We start from the raw sequence: 16,961 nt of genomic DNA on the forward strand, positions 1-16,961 counted from the left end.
TTATTGAGCTACAGGATCAGAGCATATTCATTTTAATTTTAAAATCAAAAACTATTTCCATTTTTAATAAATAAACAACTTATCATCATGATTAATAAATGATTTATTTTATTTTTTAACAGGTAATACTTTTCACTCACGTTTTACAGACGAAAAAAAACCGTGCTGCCAGCGGCTAACACGGTTCAGTTGTAGCTAAAAAAGAATTATTCCAGCGTGGGATTCATATGGCGCAGATCAAACGGCGTAATCTGGTAGACGTAATAATTCAGCCAGTTTGAAAACAGCAGGTTTCCATGGCTACGCCAGGTGGCGCGCGGTGTAAGCTGGGGATTATCCTGTGGGAAATAGTTATAGGGTACTTCAGGATTCAGCCCGGCTTCATAGTCGCGTTGAAACTCTCCCGCCAGCGTCAGTGCATCGTACTCCGGGTGCCCGGTCACAAACGCCAGCCTTTTGTCTTTGCTCGCCATAAGGTAGGCACCGGTTTGTTCCGATTCAGCAAATAATTCGAGGTCAGTGTAATCCGTGATTAACTGGGTAGGGAAATCGGCATAACGGGAATGAGGCGCCAGAAAATTATCATCAAAACCCCGGGTCAGTAACGAGTGGGGATGCAGTATCTGATGTTCAAAGACGCCTGCCAGTTTAGTCTGCCGGGTTTGTTTAGGAATGCCGTATAAAATGTTTAATGCCGCCTGCACCGCCCAACAGACAAACAGGGTTGAGGTGACATGGTTTTTAGCCCATTCCAGAACCTGTTTTATCTGCGGCCAGTACGCGACATCGTTAAATTCGACCAGCCCGAGCGGCGCACCTGTAACGATTAAGCCGTCGTAGTTATCGTGCTGAATATCGTTAAAGTTACAGTAGAAATTGTTGAGATGATTGCTGGGTGTATTGCGCGATTCCCGGCTGTCGATACGCAGCAGTTGAATATCAATCTGTAACGGAGAGTTTGAGAGCAACCGCAGAAACTGATTTTCAGTCTCAATTTTTTTCGGCATCAGATTAAGAACCAGCACTTTAAGCGGACGGATCTCCTGAACACTGGCACGTGACGACGTCATCACGAAGACGTTTTCGTTACGTAAAAAATTTACTGCCGGTAATTCATCGGGGACCCTGATTGGCATGGCTTAATCACCTCTCATAACCATATATACGTTTAGACATCCAGACAGCCAAAGATAACCAGTTAAACGCTAAATGTCGAGCCTGCATATCGACAGGTGAAAAAGTTTCAAGGCGCGGGGAGGCCTTCCCTTCAGCACAGGGTTTGAGGCGAACAGAAATTAAAGAGGCATTTTAAAACCGAGGGGAAGAAAACCGTGCTGCCGCAAAATACGTTGCGCCTCGTCGGAGCGCAGGAAGGCGGCAAGCGGCTTGGCGGCAGCTGACAGCGTGGCCCAGCCATACTTCGCCTGCACGTTGTAATCGGGAGGGATAGTCAGGACAAGGCATTGTGAATGAGGGTTCAGGCGGGACGCATAGCTGGCGTAGCCGATAAAAAGGTCAGCACGTCCTGTATCGATTAACCACTTTGCCGCCAGTTCGCCATCTGGAACCGGCAAGCTGTCCGGGCCCCCCACCATCGCGATTGCTCTGCGCTTGAGAAAATCGCCGCAACCGGTATGGCGCTGTTCAATATTGTCGAACAGCTGCCAGGCATAATCACCGGAGGGGTCACAATGTGGGGTTGAGATCGCCAGCCGTAAATCATTACGCAGCAGCAGCGACAGCCAGTCGTCCCCGGCTCGGACACAATCACGTTTCACCGTCAGGCAGAGCGTATTATTTGTAAAATGACCGGTATCTTGTGCAAGGCCTTGCAACAGCAACCTGGCAGGATGCTGCAGATTGGCCGAAACAAACAGGTCACACACGTCACCCTGCTCAATACGCTGGCGCAGTAAACCGGCAGGGCCATACTGCGTGTCTGCCATTGAGCCGGACTGGATGTTAAAGGCTGCGATTAGCGCCTTCCACACATCACGCAGGCTACCTGCTGCCAGAACGTGTAGCGTTTTCATGGTACGAGGTCCGGTAAAAACGGTGATACCAGCGATCAGCCTGCTGCTGCATATCAATGTCGCGAAATTTATCAGGATAGAGCTTCTTCGCCATCCACAGTTCGCCTAAACCTATCGCCTCCGGCATCGGATAACCCCATGCCTTGGCATACTCAGGCATTAGCCATACCTGATGATGTTTCACTGCATCAATGGTTCGCCAAAGCGGATTTTGCTGAATCTCCTGTACCACCTGTGGATAACGATGCTGAACGAAAATCACCTGCGGGTTCCATACTACCACCTGTTCCATACTGACCTGCCTGAAGCCCTGAATGGTCGAGGCTGCAACGTTGAGAGCACCTGCATGAGCCATCATCAGGCCGGTATATTTCCCTGCGCCATAGGTAGTGAGGTCGGGATTGGCCATATAAGCGCGGACACGCTGCTGTTCAGGTCTGTTTTTGAGACGGTCAGTCACTATCTTTCGACCGGCAAATGCCGCTGAAAGTAATGCTCTGGCCTGTTGCTGCCTGTTCACCACCTCACCAATCAGCGTAATGCCTTCTTTGATACCCAGATCGTACGCCTGATCTTCGTTTTGCATATTGGGGTTAATCTCACCCTGCTGCCCGGCATCATCGTGACGCAACGATATTGCCAACACCGGAATGCCCAGCGCAGAGATTTGGTCAATCATCTCTTTCGGCGCATAGTTGGTAACAAACACCACCTGTGGATGCAGCGCGACCAGTTTTTCCAAATCCACGTGGGTCAAATCACCTAGCAGCGCTTTATGCGTCAGTTCAGGCACCAGGGTTGCGTAATCGTCCCCGAGCTGCTGTTTCCAGTTAGCGAGAATTCCCACGATTTTATCTGTCGCATTTAACTGCACGAGGAGATTGAGCGTTTGATGCTGAAGCACGACCACGCGATTAACCTGGTCTGGAATCGTGACGGTACGGCCAATTTGATCGGTCACAACACGACTGGCGTAGCTGTTTGAGGCGGTCAACGTCAGCAGGCCAGCAAGGACCAGGCGAGTCAGTATTGTTTTCAATGAAGCGTCTCCAAAGCGTAATGCAATGGATTATATAGCGCTTATCTGCGGCAAGGTAGCCTGTTGATGCTCAACGCCTGGCACGTGTCGCAATAGAACAGTAGCGAACGGCTCAGCCTGCGGCCATTAAGCTCATCGGGAATTAGCGGATTGAGGATTGAGGATTGAGGATTGAGGATTGAGGATTGAGGATTGAGGCAAGAGTAGGAGAGGAGCAAGCCTGTTCAGCCTAAGTGATTTTACGGGCCAGGCTGAGCCTTTTGCCTGGATCATACTGGCGGCGGACATTGAGACATACTTATGCCCTTGGAAGGATCATGATGAACGGCATTCTCGTATCCAATTCAGATAACAGTTTGACCCGGTACGATTGAAGGCCAGACAGAATCGTTGTGTGAGTTGCATAAAACTGGCAGGAGAGTTTTGAGGTTTTTAGCCAACGCCTTTATCTGCCTGGCGTCGGAGGGCTATTACTTATTATTCGCCCTATTAACTAAAAAAGTCAGGCGGAAATTACGCCTCATCTGTGTAATTCTATTATTTCAGTATTAAATCCCTACACATTTAACTCACTGATATTCTCTTTTACACTCTGACAATAATGCTATCAGCTTGATATTAATTAGAGCACACGGCGTTAATTTTAGACTGCATACATTTTGCTAACTTGATTTTAACGGAGCCATACAGACTCCTTCATCAACCGGAATCAAGGGGTAATGTTATGAAAATCAATAAAGTAACGTCAACTGCGGCTGCTGTAGCCTTTTCACTGATGTCTTTTGGTTGTTTCGCACAAACTGTCTCTGCCACCTCATTAACGCTGGATGGCGCGGTTTCTAAAATCGCCCGACAGGCTAAACAACAAGGTGACCATTTTAAAGTTATCAGTGCAGACACGAATAATTACGCCCATGTAACGGCTGAATTATATAAATAATGCCAGCGCTTAAAAAGCAAAAGGGCCGGCTGTTTTTATATAACGGATATCCGTTTTATAAAGCAGCTGGCCTTTTTTAGGTATTTTATCATTAAGTCTGCCAGTAATACCGCCGCACAGATTTCAACATCGGAAAGGGTTCTGAAGCGCGTCTTTCCAAAAGCCCCATCTGCCAATAAACGCAAATATAGCTGGAGCCTGTCTGGCTTGAGCCGGATAGCGCTGGCGACCTTTACTCATCCTGCCGTTTAGTCGACAACCATTCACGACCTTTATTGCTGTTGCGAGTTAATGCAGGGCGGCGCTGTGCTGGATCTAAAACACAGAGGGAATTTGGAGGGTACGGGCAGGCATTCGCGGCGTTTGTTGTATCCGGATGATCAGGCGGTTCGCCGTCTTCGGTCAGGGCCGCAGGTACATGACGCCAGGTGCGGCATTCCATCCGGCTTTCTCACTCGCCGTTTCATCCCGGCCCGGCGGTTTGAATGACGCGGACGGCGCTCGCGCAGTCCCGGCTGCGCAGCATAACCGGCCTGACGCCCCGCTTTCCGCAGGTTACGGACGTAAAAAAGCCCTGAACTTTCGTTCAGGGCTTCTTCACTTGTTTGATGCCTGGCAGTTCCCTACTCTCGCATGGGGAGACCCCACACTACCATCGGCGCTACGGCGTTTCACTTCTGAGTTCGGCATGGGGTCAGGTGGGACCACCGCGCTACAGCCGCCAGGCAAATTCTTTGTGCTCTGTCCTGTGTCTTTTACGCTGCTGCTGCGTTGGCTGTGCGCGCGCTGCTCAGTCACATACTTCAGTATGCTCCTTCACATCGTCTTACACGCCGCCTTGCTTCAGCGCAAAATCCTTCGGACTCTCGTCCGCAGAACAGAACTAAATGCTTTTCCGGTAAACAATGCTGAAAATTTAATTCGTCTCTCAACCAAAACGCCTCTGGCGTTGTAAGGTTAAGCCTCACGGGTCATTAGTACCGGTAAGCTCAACGCATCGCTGCGCTTACACACCCGGCCTATCAACGTCGTCGTCTTCAACGTCCCTTCAGGACCCTTAAAGGGTCAGGGAGAACTCATCTCGGGGCAAGTTTCGTGCTTAGATGCTTTCAGCACTTATCTTTTCCGCACTTAGCTACCGGGCAGTGCCACTGGCGTGACAACCCGGACACCAGCGGTGCGTTCACTCCGGTCCTCTCGTACTAGGAGCAACCCCCCTCAATTCTCCAGCGCCCACGGCAGATAGGGACCGAACTGTCTCACGACGTTCTAAACCCAGCTCGCGTACCACTTTAAACGGCGAACAGCCGTACCCTTGGGACCTACTTCAGCCCCAGGATGTGATGAGCCGACATCGAGGTGCCAAACACCGCCGTCGATATGAACTCTTGGGCGGTATCAGCCTGTTATCCCCGGAGTACCTTTTATCCGTTGAGCGATGGCCCTTCCATTCAGAACCACCGGATCACTATGACCTGCTTTCGCACCTGCTCGAGCCGTCACTCTCGCAGTCAAGCTGGCTTATGCCATTGCACTAACCTCCTGATGTCCGACCAGGATTAGCCAACCTTCGTGCTCCTCCGTTACTCTTTAGGAGGAGACCGCCCCAGTCAAACTACCCACCAGACACTGTCCGCAGCCCGGGTAACGGGCCTACGTTAGAACACCAAACATTAAAGGGTGGTATTTCAAGGATGGCTCCACGCAGACTGGCGTCCACGCTTCAAAGCCTCCCACCTATCCTACACATCAAGGCTCAGTGTTCAGTGTCAAGCTGTAGTAAAGGTTCACGGGGTCTTTCCGTCTTGCCGCGGGTACACTGCATCTTCACAGCGATTTCAATTTCACTGAGTCTCGGGTGGAGACAGCCTGGCCATCATTACGCCATTCGTGCAGGTCGGAACTTACCCGACAAGGAATTTCGCTACCTTAGGACCGTTATAGTTACGGCCGCCGTTTACCGGGGCTTCGATCAAGAGCTTCAGCTTGCGCTTAACCCCATCAATTAACCTTCCGGCACCGGGCAGGCGTCACACCGTATACGTCCACTTTCGTGTTTGCACAGTGCTGTGTTTTTAATAAACAGTTGCAGCCAGCTGGTATCTTCGACTGCCTTCGGCTCCGTCAGCAAGTGACTTCACCTGGTGGCAGCGTGCCTTCTCCCGAAGTTACGGCACCATTTTGCCTAGTTCCTTCACCCGAGTTCTCTCAAGCGCCTTGGTATTCTCTACCTGACCACCTGTGTCGGTTTGGGGTACGATTTTGTGTTACCTGATGCTTAGAGGCTTTTCCTGGAAGCAGGGCATTTATCACTTCAGCACCGTAGTGCCTCGTCGTCACGCCTCAGTGTAAAGTGAACCGGATTTGCCTGGAACACACACCTACACGCTTAAACCGGGACAACCGTCGCCCGGCTGATATAGCCTTCTCCGTCCCCCCTTCGCAGTAACACCAAGTACAGGAATATTAACCTGTTTCCCATCGACTACGCCTTTCGGCCTCGCCTTAGGGGTCGACTCACCCTGCTCCGATTAACGTTGAACAGGAACCCTTGGTCTTCCGGCGACAAGGTTTTTCACCTTGTTTATCGTTACTTATGTCAGCATTCGCACTTCTGATACCTCCAGCATGCCTCACAGCACACCTTCAACGGCTTACAGAACGCTCCCCTACCCAACAACACATAGTGTCGCTGCCGCAGCTTCGGTGCATGGTTTAGCCCCGTTACATCTTCCGCGCAGGCCGACTCGACCAGTGAGCTATTACGCTTTCTTTAAATGATGGCTGCTTCTAAGCCAACATCCTGGCTGTCTGTGCCTTCCCACATCGTTTCCCACTTAACCATGACTTTGGGACCTTAGCTGGCGGTCTGGGTTGTTTCCCTCTTCACGACGGACGTTAGCACCCGCCGTGTGTCTCCCGTGATAACATTCTCCGGTATTCGCAGTTTGCATCGGGTTGGTAAGCCGGGATGGCCCCCTAGCCGAAACAGTGCTCTACCCCCGGAGATGAGTTCACGAGGCGCTACCTAAATAGCTTTCGGGGAGAACCAGCTATCTCCCGGTTTGATTGGCCTTTCACCCCCAGCCACAGGTCATCCGCTAATTTTTCAACATTAGTCGGTTCGGTCCTCCAGTTAGTGTTACCCAACCTTCAACCTGCCCATGGCTAGATCACCGGGTTTCGGGTCTATACCCTGCAACTTAACGCCCAGTTAAGACTCGGTTTCCCTGCGGCTCCCCTATACGGTTAACCTTGCTACAGAATATAAGTCGCTGACCCATTATACAAAAGGTACGCAGTCACCCCCGTTAAGAAGGCTCCCACTGCTTGTACGTACACGGTTTCAGGTTCTGTTTCACTCCCCTCGCCGGGGTTCTTTTCGCCTTTCCCTCACGGTACTGGTTCACTATCGGTCAGTCAGGAGTATTTAGCCTTGGAGGATGGTCCCCCCATATTCAGACAGGATACCACGTGTCCCGCCTTACTCATCGAACTCACAACCTGTGCACCTTTGTGTACGGGAGTATCACCCTGTACCCTGCGACTTTCCAGACGCTTCCACTGATGCACAAGCTGATGATGGTTCTGGGCTCCTCCCCGTTCGCTCGCCGCTACTGGGGGAATCTCGGTTGATTTCTTTTCCTCGGGGTACTTAGATGTTTCAGTTCCCCCGGTTCGCCTCATGCAGCTATGTATTCACTGCATGATAGTGTGACGAGTCACACTGGGTTTCCCCATTCGGGTATCGCCGGTTATTGCGGTTCATATCACCTTACCGGCGCTTATCGCAGATTAGCACGCCCTTCATCGCCTCTGACTGCCAGGGCATCCACCGTGTACGCTTAGTCGCTTAACCTCACAACCCACAGGCGTTTTATCTGTAATACCGTAACGGCTTCACAGTTAGCTTGTAAGCTGTAAGCTTTTGAGAGACCCGAACGCGTTGTGCTGTGTTCCTTATTACGGAGGAACACGACAATGCGTCGTTTCAAATTTTCAGCTTGTTCCGGATTGTTAAAGAGCAATATCTTAAACACGACTCGTAAGTCATCTTTAAGATATGTGGGCAACACCTTTCACCTGTCACCAAGCAAGTGGCGTCCCCTAGGGGATTCGAACCCCTGTTGCCGCCGTGAAAGGGCGGAGTCCTAACCGCTAGACGAAGGGGACACGGACGTGTCTCGACTTCGCAGCCGTCTTGCTTCTTTATCTTTCTATCAGACAATCTGTGTGAGCACTTCGCGGGAAGGTATCTTCAGGTAAGGAGGTGATCCAACCGCAGGTTCCCCTACGGTTACCTTGTTACGACTTCACCCCAGTCATGAATCACAAAGTGGTAAGCGCCCTCCCGGAGGTTAAGCTACCTACTTCTTTTGCAACCCACTCCCATGGTGTGACGGGCGGTGTGTACAAGGCCCGGGAACGTATTCACCGTGGCATTCTGATCCACGATTACTAGCGATTCCGACTTCACGGAGTCGAGTTGCAGACTCCGATCCGGACTACGACGCACTTTATGAGGTCCGCTTGCTCTCGCGAGGTCGCTTCTCTTTGTATGCGCCATTGTAGCACGTGTGTAGCCCTACTCGTAAGGGCCATGATGACTTGACGTCATCCCCACCTTCCTCCGGTTTATCACCGGCAGTCTCCTTTGAGTTCCCGACCGAATCGCTGGCAACAAAGGATAAGGGTTGCGCTCGTTGCGGGACTTAACCCAACATTTCACAACACGAGCTGACGACAGCCATGCAGCACCTGTCTCACGGTTCCCGAAGGCACTAAGGCATCTCTGCCGAATTCCGTGGATGTCAAGAGTAGGTAAGGTTCTTCGCGTTGCATCGAATTAAACCACATGCTCCACCGCTTGTGCGGGCCCCCGTCAATTCATTTGAGTTTTAACCTTGCGGCCGTACTCCCCAGGCGGTCGACTTAACGCGTTAGCTCCGGAAGCCACTCCTCAAGGGAACAACCTCCAAGTCGACATCGTTTACGGCGTGGACTACCAGGGTATCTAATCCTGTTTGCTCCCCACGCTTTCGCACCTGAGCGTCAGTCTTCGTCCAGGGGGCCGCCTTCGCCACCGGTATTCCTCCAGATCTCTACGCATTTCACCGCTACACCTGGAATTCTACCCCCCTCTACGAGACTCAAGCCTGCCAGTTTCAAATGCAGTTCCCAGGTTAAGCCCGGGGATTTCACATCTGACTTAACAGACCGCCTGCGTGCGCTTTACGCCCAGTAATTCCGATTAACGCTTGCACCCTCCGTATTACCGCGGCTGCTGGCACGGAGTTAGCCGGTGCTTCTTCTGCGGGTAACGTCAATCACTGCGGTTATTAACCACAATGCCTTCCTCCCCGCTGAAAGTACTTTACAACCCGAAGGCCTTCTTCATACACGCGGCATGGCTGCATCAGGCTTGCGCCCATTGTGCAATATTCCCCACTGCTGCCTCCCGTAGGAGTCTGGACCGTGTCTCAGTTCCAGTGTGGCTGGTCATCCTCTCAGACCAGCTAGGGATCGTCGCCTAGGTGGGCCGTTACCCCGCCTACTAGCTAATCCCATCTGGGTTCATCCGATAGTGAGAGGCCCGAAGGTCCCCCTCTTTGGTCTTGCGACGTTATGCGGTATTAGCCACCGTTTCCAGTGGTTATCCCCCTCTATCGGGCAGATCCCCAGACATTACTCACCCGTCCGCCACTCGTCACCCGAGAGCAAGCTCTCTGTGCTACCGTCCGACTTGCATGTGTTAGGCCTGCCGCCAGCGTTCAATCTGAGCCATGATCAAACTCTTCAATTTAAGTTTGATTTGCTGAAACCAGTTCAGCGGTGCTCATCTGTAAAACGTCATAATGAATTTCATTATGTGTTCACTCGTGAGACTTGATATTTTTTGCGTCCGGAGACGCTGATATCAATCCTGCGAGTGCCCACACAGATTGTCTGATAAATTGTTAAAGAGCAGTGCGAACAGCGGGTTAACCGTCTGTCGCGAGGTGGCGTATATTACGCTTTCCTCCTTCAGAGTCAACTTCTTTTTCAGAAGTTTTTCTCCGGCGGCTCAGTTTCCTGAACCTCTCAACACCGCATTCCGTAAGCCGTTGTGCCGTGTCGATGGAGGCGCATTATAGGGAGTTCTCTCAGGCTGACAAGGGCTAAATTCAATAAAAATGACCGTTCGCTGCATTCCACAGCAAAGCCCCACTTTATACGCAGTTACACACAAAGTTATCCACATTCCTGGAAGCGTTAAATTTAGACGAGCATCACGCAAACGTTTTCGCTACAATGCCCCGCAACGCAATGGATGCCCCTTTTCGGGGCGTTACCTGAAGTTTTTACGCTTTTGCTTCTCTATATAGAGAAGTGAGCACGCAAGCTTGATGTAACGCTCTTATTTACGCGAATCAAAGCCAAGGGATAAAACCACCATGCCACAACCTCGTCCTTTACGCCGCGCCCTGCTCAGTGTTTCTGATAAAGCCGGCATCCTCGAATTTGCTCAGGCACTCTCCCAGCGCGGTGTTGAGCTGCTCTCCACAGGTGGTACCGCTCGCCTGCTGGCAGAGGCGGGACTGCCCGTCACCGAAGTGTCTGACTACACCGGTTTCCCGGAAATGATGGATGGACGCGTTAAAACACTGCACCCAAAAGTACACGGCGGTATTTTAGGACGTCGTGGGCAAGATGATGCCGTAATGGCGCAGCACGCTATCAGCCCTATCGATATGGTGGTCGTAAACCTTTATCCCTTTGCCCAAACCGTCGCAAAGCCGGATTGTTCACTGGAAGACGCTGTCGAAAATATTGATATTGGCGGCCCAACGATGGTGCGTTCGGCAGCCAAAAACCACAAAGACGTAGCGATTGTGGTTAAGAGCAGCGACTACCAGGCCATTATCGCCGAGCTGGACGCCAACCAGAACTCGCTCACGCTCGAAACCCGTTTCGATCTGGCGATTAAAGCTTTTGAACATACCGCCGCGTACGACAGCATGATCGCCAACTATTTTGGCAGCCTGGTCCCGGCTTATCATGGCGAAACCAGCCAACCTGCAGGCCGCTTCCCGCGGACTCTCAATCTTAACTTCATTAAAAAGCAGGATATGCGCTATGGAGAGAACAGCCATCAGGACGCGGCCTTCTATATAGAAGAAGATGTGCAGGAAGCATCAGTCGCTACCGCCAGGCAGGTGCAGGGCAAAGCGCTGTCTTATAACAACATCGCGGATACCGATGCCGCGCTTGAGTGCGTGAAAGAGTTTGTTGAGCCCGCCTGCGTTATTGTCAAACATGCTAACCCTTGTGGTGTCGCTGTGGGCGAGTCCATTCTGGCGGCTTACGAGCGCGCTTATCAGACTGACCCCACTTCTGCCTTCGGCGGCATTATTGCCTTTAACCGCGAGCTGGATGAGGCTACCGCAAAGGCCATCATCAGTCGGCAGTTTGTTGAAGTCATCATCGCCCCTGCGGCAACGGAAGCTGCGCTGAAAATTACGGCGGCTAAACAGAACGTCCGCGTTCTGGTATGCGGTAAATGGCAAGGTCGGGTCGCCGCCCTTGATTTCAAACGTGTGAACGGAGGTTTGCTGGTTCAGGATCGCGATCTCGGTATGGTCGATGCCAGCCAGCTACGCGTGGTAAGTCAGCGCCAGCCTTCAGAGCAGGAGTTGCGTGACGCGCTGTTCTGCTGGAAAGTAGCCAAATTCGTTAAGTCTAACGCGATTGTCTATGCACGAGACAACATGACCATCGGCATTGGTGCCGGACAGATGAGCCGCGTCTACTCAGCCAAAATTGCAGGCATTAAAGCCGGTGATGAAGGTCTGGAAGTGAAAGGGTCCGCGATGGCTTCCGATGCTTTCTTCCCGTTCCGCGACGGCATTGATGCCGCTGCTGCCGTGGGCGTCAGCTGTGTGATTCAGCCGGGCGGTTCTATTCGCGACGATGAAGTCATTGCAGCAGCCGATGAGCATGGCATTGCCATGATCTTTACCGATATGCGTCACTTCCGCCATTAATTCTGTGGAGCGTTTTATGAAAATTTTAATCATTGGTAACGGCGGACGTGAACACGCACTGGCCTGGAAGGCTGCACAGTCGCCGCTGGCGGAAACCGTTTTTGTTGCACCGGGCAATGCAGGCACCGCACTGGAACCCGCGTTGCAGAACGTCGACATTGCACCAACCGATATTCCTGCCTTACTGGCCTTCGCCCAGCGTGAACAGATCGATCTCACCATCGTTGGCCCTGAAGCGCCGCTGGTGTCAGGTGTCGTTGATGCGTTCCGTGCGGTGGGCTTAAAAATCTTTGGCCCGACCCGGGCCGCCGCGCAACTGGAAGGATCTAAAGCCTTTACCAAGGACTTCCTGGCACGTCATAACATCCCGAGTGCGGAGTACCAGAATTTTACAGAGGTCGCCCCTGCGCTGGCTTATCTTCGTGAAAAGGGCGCGCCGATTGTCATCAAAGCCGACGGACTGGCAGCCGGTAAAGGTGTCATTGTGGCAATGACGCTGCAGGAAGCAGAAGACGCCGTGCACGATATGCTGGCAGGCAATGCGTTTGGTGACGCGGGACACCGTATTGTTATTGAAGAGTTCCTGGACGGCGAAGAAGCCAGCTTTATTGTGATGGTTGATGGCGAGAACGTGTTGCCGATGGCCACCAGCCAGGATCATAAACGTGTGGGTGACGGCGATACCGGACCGAACACCGGGGGAATGGGCGCGTATTCCCCTGCCCCGGTTGTAACCGATGCGATCCACCAGCGCGTAATGGATCAGGTTATCTGGCCAACCGTGCGCGGCATGGCGGCAGAAGGCAACGTTTATACTGGTTTCTTATATGCCGGGCTGATGATAGATCAGGCGGGTCAGCCGAAAGTGATCGAATTCAACTGCCGCTTCGGCGATCCAGAAACGCAGCCTATCATGCTGCGCCTGCAGTCGGATCTGGTGGATCTCTGTCTGGCGGCCTGCGACGGAAAGCTAGACCAGAAGGATTCCCAATGGGACCCGCGTCCATCGCTTGGTGTGGTGCTGGCCGCTGGCGGCTATCCCGGTCACTACAATAACGGCGATCACATTCACGGTCTGCCGCTGGAAGAGGTTGCCGACGGCAAAGTTTTCCACGCTGGGACTCGCCTTGAAGACGATCGGGTGCTGACCAACGGCGGACGCGTTTTGTGCGTCACCGCCTTAGGCGACGATGTCGCTGCGGCACAGAAACGGGCTTACGAACTGGCTAAACCGATTTCCTGGCAAGGCAGCTTCTGCCGACGCGATATCGGCTATCGTGCAATTGACCGTAAATAAAGAACGAAGGGGCACCCAGTGCCCCTTTTTACTGTCTCAGAAGTCTGCCTCTTCAGGCGCATCTGCACACTCATCTTTTTGACTGACACGCAGTAGCTGCACGCCTTCAGGGGCTTCCAGCCACGAAATCATCAACGGTCCCGTCTTATTGCTGCGGTAATGTGTTAGCGTCTGCAGGGCATAACTGTCAAAAGCAGGCGTCACCTGCTGGCCCTCACAGGTTTCCACAGCCCTTCCGCCTGACCAGTGCCCCTGTTTCAAGAACACACGACCACTTAACAGCGCATCGCTGACTTCGCGCATACGTTGTGCATCGAACTTGTAAAGCTCCACTGCATCTGGACTGACTGCCTCACGGCGCGTCGCGAGCTGGCGCTGCATGAAATTAAGGCTGCCATTTTGATCAAAGCGTAAGGTGACGTCGTCTGGCTTATCGCCTTTGACCTGACGCTCTACGCTGATTAAGTCATCCCCAAGCCAGCGATAATCAGTAATTTCACTTTTTTCACTGTTGAACGGATTGTACAGCGTACGAATATGTACCGAATGATGATCGGTATTTTTGCGCCAGATACGTACACTGCCGCGATCGGCAAGGTAACCGCTGGCCGAGAAAGCCGGGATGTCGGGGGTTGAGCTGCACCCGATAATCAGTGAGGAAAGGAACAGGGCAGATAATCGCTGGAACAGCGTAGTCATGGTGGCTGGCCCTTAAACAAAAGGGGCGAAATCGCCCCTGTTTAAAACGTTACCGCAATGCGACGTCTTACTTAACGGCGTCTTTCAGAGCTTTACCAGACACGAATGCAGGTACGTTTGCCGCAGCGATTTTGATTTCTTTGCCAGTCTGTGGGTTACGACCGGTACGCTCAGCGCGGTGGTTCACTTTAAAAGTACCAAAACCAACCAGTTGTACAGCATCACCCTCTTTCAGAGACTCGGTGATTGCAGCCAGAGTAGATTCCAGCGCTGCCTTAGCCTGGGTTTTAGACAGGTCAGCTTTTTCTGCGATCACATCAATCAGTTGAGTCTTGTTCATAAGTTATCCTTAAAGTGTATTTATCGCTTGCTAAGCAACGAGTGCGAGGGAAAAGCCAGCTTCGGGCACTCTTCAGCCTGCACGCACCGATAGCCACAATTTTCAGCCCCCCAAATGTAGACCAGACAGGGGGCTGATGTGAAGCCTCCAGGCGCGCTAATTAAGGCCTGAAGTCACGTTTTCTCGCCTTATTGCTGAATTTTTATACCGATGTTACTAATTCCCGCCTCACGCAGGTCGGATCGCAGACCTTTTATCAATTCAAGGTCTCGCTCTTCACAATCCGCGAGCAGGCGAAAAATCTCCCATTGCAGGTCCCATTCGTCGATGACAGCCGGATTTTCTCGCAGCTCTTCATCGGTCATTTCGCGACCTTCGTGAGTCATTTCCAGAATGGCAACGGTGGTGATCGAAGTCTTACTGACTTCAATCGCATGCTCAAGCGTTTCACCGCTTAACTGCGAGTGCAGGACTTCACTCAATGCAACGCAGGCATCAATTGCCGGATACACACCGTATACCTCAAACGCATCACCATCGGGAATCGCTGCTTCAAGCTTTTCCAGTTGGCTGTCAAAATTGATCTTTGCGTCTTTTACCGTCAGCGTTTCCCAAATCAGGTCCAGGATACGGCGGTAAAGGGCAGGATCGGCAAACTCGGTTTGCTGGCAAAAAGCCACGTAGTTGGGATACATGCGCTCGCACAGGCAAGCCATAAACGTCAGATGTTGCCAGCTTTCCAGCTTGGTCAGACGCAGATGCACAGGGTTTTGTAACATACACAGAGCTCTTATTCATTTCGCTGGCGGCAGTGTAACGCAAAAGCGCCATACAAACAGTGTTAAAGCGCGCTTTGCCAGCGCAGAAATGCGGGGCGTTGGGATGCCACAGCATCCGCCCAGCGGGTAGGTTCCGGTAAACGGTATCCCTGTGTACACTTTTCGACCCACTGCAGGGCGCTGTCCAGACTGACGCGGTGCCCGGTGGCCACAAACAGCGGATTACAGCGCGCCTTGCTGCGCCATACCCAGCCAATTTGCTCACCTTTGTCCACTAACGGCTGGCGACTGCCGGGGGTTTCATCCAACGGCTCAAAGCGCCCGCACAGACGTTTTTTCGCGACGCCGATAGTGGGGACATCGACCATCAACCCAAAATGCGAAGCCACACCGAGCCGGCGCGGATGTGAAATACCATGACCATCGACAAATAACAGGTCGGGCTTCTGCTCCAGCATGTTCCATGCCGCCAACAGAGCCGGATACTCACGGAAAGAAAGGAAACCGGGAATGTAAGGCATGGTGGTGTCAATGCGCGCGATGCGATGCTCCACCAGCTTCAGGGACGGGTATTCAAGAATGACCAGCGCAGCACGCGTGACTGCACCTTCCTGCTCAAAACCGACGTCTGCGCCACCGATAAAGCGTGGCGGCAGTACGTCAAAATCATCCTGCCGCACGACCTCTGCGGCACGCTGTAATTGCTCCGCGCGGAGTGCAGCGATATCCATTAAGACTCCTGATGATACGGGCGAGAGAGCCGGTGCACCGCCTCAACAAATACACCTGCGTGCTCTGGCGGCACATCCTGATGGATGCCGTGCCCAAGATTGAAGACGTGGCCTTCGCCCTTGCCGAACCCGTCCAGGATCGTAGCGACTTCCTGCTCAATTCGCGCGGGCGGTGCGTAGAGCATGGATGGGTCCATGTTGCCCTGCAAAGCGACTTTGTGGCCAACGCGACGACGGGCCTCGCTGATATCGATCGTCCAGTCAAGACCAAGTGCGTCACAGCCCGTCTCGGCAATCGCTTCCAGCCACTGCCCGCCATTTTTGGTAAACAAGGTGATCGGCACGCGACGACCTTCGTTTTCATGTAGCACGCTGTCGACAATTTTATGCATGTAGTAAAGCGAGAACTCACGATAGTCGTTCCCGGTTAACACGCCGCCCCAGGTGTCAAATACCATCACCGACTGCGCACCGGCGCGAATCTGGGCATTGAGATAGAGAATGACGCTGTCAGCCAGCTTATCCAGCATGGCGTGCAGCGTGGACGGCTCGGCGTACATCATTTTTTTAATTTTGGTGAAGGCTTTGCTACTTCCCCCTTCAACCATGTAGGTCGCCAGTGTCCACGGGCTACCTGAGAAGCCAATTAAAGGCACCTCGCCATTGAGGTTTTTACGGATGGTGCGCACCGCGTTCATCACGTAACCCAGTTCCTGTTCAGGATCGGGCACGGGCAGGCGATCGACATCGGCACGGCACGTTACTGGATTAGAGAAACACGGGCCTTCACCCGTTTCGAAGTACAGCCCTAACCCCATGGCATCAGGAATGGTGAGAATATCACTGAAGAGGATTGCCGCATCCAGCTTGAAGCGACGCAGGGGTTGGAGGGTGACTTCGCAGGCCAGTTCGGCATTCTTGCATAGCGACATAAAATCACCCGCCTGGGCGCGCGTCGCTTTATATTCCGGCAAATAACGCCCGGCTTGCCGCATCATCCATACTGGGGTGACATCTACAGGCTGGCGTAACAGGGCGCGCAAATAACGGTCGTTCTTCAGTTCACTCATGTCAGGACT

The 16,961-nt window shown here is 52.6% G+C and carries 11 protein-coding genes, 1 tRNA gene and 3 rRNA genes; 3 read left to right on the forward strand and 12 right to left on the reverse strand.

Features of this window, described 5'->3' with window-relative positions:
- Positions 1–206: 206 nt before the first annotated feature.
- From metA to QNH99_RS20535, 3 genes are all read right to left on the reverse strand, one after another.
- Positions 207–1,136, reverse strand: coding sequence for a homoserine O-succinyltransferase MetA (gene metA / locus QNH99_RS20525; RefSeq protein WP_410517141.1), 930 nt, complete (start codon positions 1,134–1,136; stop codon positions 207–209).
- A gap of 159 nt (positions 1,137–1,295) precedes the next feature.
- Entirely contained in the window at positions 1,296–2,033 is a 738-nt protein-coding gene (locus tag QNH99_RS20530; protein WP_410517142.1) for a substrate-binding domain-containing protein, read from the reverse strand.
- Positions 2,002–3,072: an ABC transporter substrate-binding protein gene (locus QNH99_RS20535; protein ID WP_410517143.1), complete on the reverse strand. Its 1,071-nt coding sequence runs from the start codon at positions 3,070–3,072 to the stop codon at positions 2,002–2,004. Before QNH99_RS20535 ends, QNH99_RS20530 begins: the two co-directional genes overlap by 32 nt.
- 724 nt (positions 3,073–3,796) lie before the next feature.
- Here QNH99_RS20535 and QNH99_RS20540 point away from each other — a divergent pair.
- Complete coding sequence (locus QNH99_RS20540; protein WP_096010483.1) at positions 3,797–4,012, forward strand: DUF1471 domain-containing protein; 216 nt, start codon at positions 3,797–3,799, stop codon at positions 4,010–4,012.
- A gap of 610 nt (positions 4,013–4,622) precedes the next feature.
- Here the strand turns inward: QNH99_RS20540 and rrf are convergent.
- The 4 genes from rrf to QNH99_RS20560 all read right to left on the reverse strand — a co-directional run bounded on the left by rrf (position 4,623) and on the right by QNH99_RS20560 (position 9,815).
- A 5S ribosomal RNA gene (gene rrf, locus QNH99_RS20545) occupies positions 4,623–4,738 on the reverse strand.
- 227 nt (positions 4,739–4,965) lie between these two features.
- Positions 4,966–7,871, reverse strand: a 23S ribosomal RNA gene (locus QNH99_RS20550).
- A 239-nt stretch (positions 7,872–8,110) separates the two neighbouring features.
- Positions 8,111–8,185, reverse strand: a tRNA-Glu gene (locus QNH99_RS20555).
- A 90-nt stretch (positions 8,186–8,275) separates the two neighbouring features.
- Positions 8,276–9,815: ribosomal RNA gene (locus QNH99_RS20560) — 16S ribosomal RNA — on the reverse strand.
- The 16S, 23S and 5S rRNA genes sit together here with 1 tRNA gene alongside, the layout of an rRNA operon.
- Before the next feature lie 631 nt (positions 9,816–10,446).
- Between QNH99_RS20560 and purH the strand changes: the two genes are divergently transcribed.
- Together purH and purD are read left to right on the forward strand one after the other, a co-directional pair.
- Positions 10,447–12,036 (forward strand): bifunctional phosphoribosylaminoimidazolecarboxamide formyltransferase/IMP cyclohydrolase, encoded by a 1,590-nt coding sequence (purH, locus tag QNH99_RS20565; protein WP_109718360.1) that lies wholly within the window; start codon positions 10,447–10,449, stop codon positions 12,034–12,036.
- A gap of 16 nt (positions 12,037–12,052) precedes the next feature.
- Complete coding sequence (gene purD, locus QNH99_RS20570; RefSeq protein WP_410515847.1) at positions 12,053–13,333, forward strand: phosphoribosylamine--glycine ligase; 1,281 nt, start codon at positions 12,053–12,055, stop codon at positions 13,331–13,333.
- 36 nt (positions 13,334–13,369) lie between these two features.
- Here purD and QNH99_RS20575 read toward each other — a convergent pair whose 3' ends face one another.
- The 5 genes from QNH99_RS20575 to hemE form a co-directional block, all read right to left on the reverse strand.
- On the reverse strand, positions 13,370–14,032 hold the full coding sequence (locus tag QNH99_RS20575) for a DUF1481 domain-containing protein (protein ID WP_063877952.1): 663 nt from the start codon (positions 14,030–14,032) through the stop codon (positions 13,370–13,372).
- A gap of 67 nt (positions 14,033–14,099) precedes the next feature.
- Positions 14,100–14,372, reverse strand: coding sequence for a nucleoid-associated protein HU-alpha (gene hupA, locus QNH99_RS20580; RefSeq protein ID WP_006121511.1), 273 nt, complete (start codon positions 14,370–14,372; stop codon positions 14,100–14,102).
- A 188-nt stretch (positions 14,373–14,560) separates the two neighbouring features.
- Entirely contained in the window at positions 14,561–15,151 is a 591-nt protein-coding gene (locus QNH99_RS20585) for a YjaG family protein (protein WP_063877951.1), read from the reverse strand.
- Positions 15,152–15,213: 62 nt separating this feature from the next.
- Positions 15,214–15,882: a deoxyribonuclease V gene (gene nfi / locus QNH99_RS20590; RefSeq protein ID WP_096011313.1), complete on the reverse strand. Its 669-nt coding sequence runs from the start codon at positions 15,880–15,882 to the stop codon at positions 15,214–15,216.
- On the reverse strand, positions 15,882–16,952 hold the full coding sequence (gene hemE / locus QNH99_RS20595; RefSeq protein WP_256853780.1) for a uroporphyrinogen decarboxylase: 1,071 nt from the start codon (positions 16,950–16,952) through the stop codon (positions 15,882–15,884). The genes nfi and hemE overlap by 1 nt, the downstream gene beginning before the upstream one ends.
- Positions 16,953–16,961 lie beyond the last annotated feature (9 nt).

Origin of the sequence: Pantoea allii, from assembly GCF_046529425.1 — a bacterium.
In the GTDB taxonomy this organism is placed as follows: domain Bacteria; phylum Pseudomonadota; class Gammaproteobacteria; order Enterobacterales; family Enterobacteriaceae; genus Pantoea; species Pantoea allii.

What these genes read in the sequence shown, in the direction of transcription:
- metA (WP_410517141.1), bottom strand. Translation starts at nt 1,136, where the DNA reads ATGCCAATCAGGGTCCCCGATGAATTACCGGCAGTAAATTTTTTACGT.
- QNH99_RS20530 (WP_410517142.1), bottom strand. Translation starts at nt 2,033, where the DNA reads ATGAAAACGCTACACGTTCTGGCAGCAGGTAGCCTGCGTGATGTGTGG.
- QNH99_RS20540 (WP_096010483.1), top strand. Translation starts at nt 3,797, where the DNA reads ATGAAAATCAATAAAGTAACGTCAACTGCGGCTGCTGTAGCCTTTTCA.
- purH (WP_109718360.1), top strand. Translation starts at nt 10,447, where the DNA reads ATGCCACAACCTCGTCCTTTACGCCGCGCCCTGCTCAGTGTTTCTGAT.
- purD (WP_410515847.1), top strand. Translation starts at nt 12,053, where the DNA reads ATGAAAATTTTAATCATTGGTAACGGCGGACGTGAACACGCACTGGCC.
- QNH99_RS20575 (WP_063877952.1), bottom strand. Translation starts at nt 14,032, where the DNA reads ATGACTACGCTGTTCCAGCGATTATCTGCCCTGTTCCTTTCCTCACTG.
- hupA (WP_006121511.1), bottom strand. Translation starts at nt 14,372, where the DNA reads ATGAACAAGACTCAACTGATTGATGTGATCGCAGAAAAAGCTGACCTG.
- QNH99_RS20585 (WP_063877951.1), bottom strand. Translation starts at nt 15,151, where the DNA reads ATGTTACAAAACCCTGTGCATCTGCGTCTGACCAAGCTGGAAAGCTGG.
- nfi (WP_096011313.1), bottom strand. Translation starts at nt 15,882, where the DNA reads ATGGATATCGCTGCACTCCGCGCGGAGCAATTACAGCGTGCCGCAGAG.
- hemE (WP_256853780.1), bottom strand. Translation starts at nt 16,952, where the DNA reads ATGAGTGAACTGAAGAACGACCGTTATTTGCGCGCCCTGTTACGCCAG.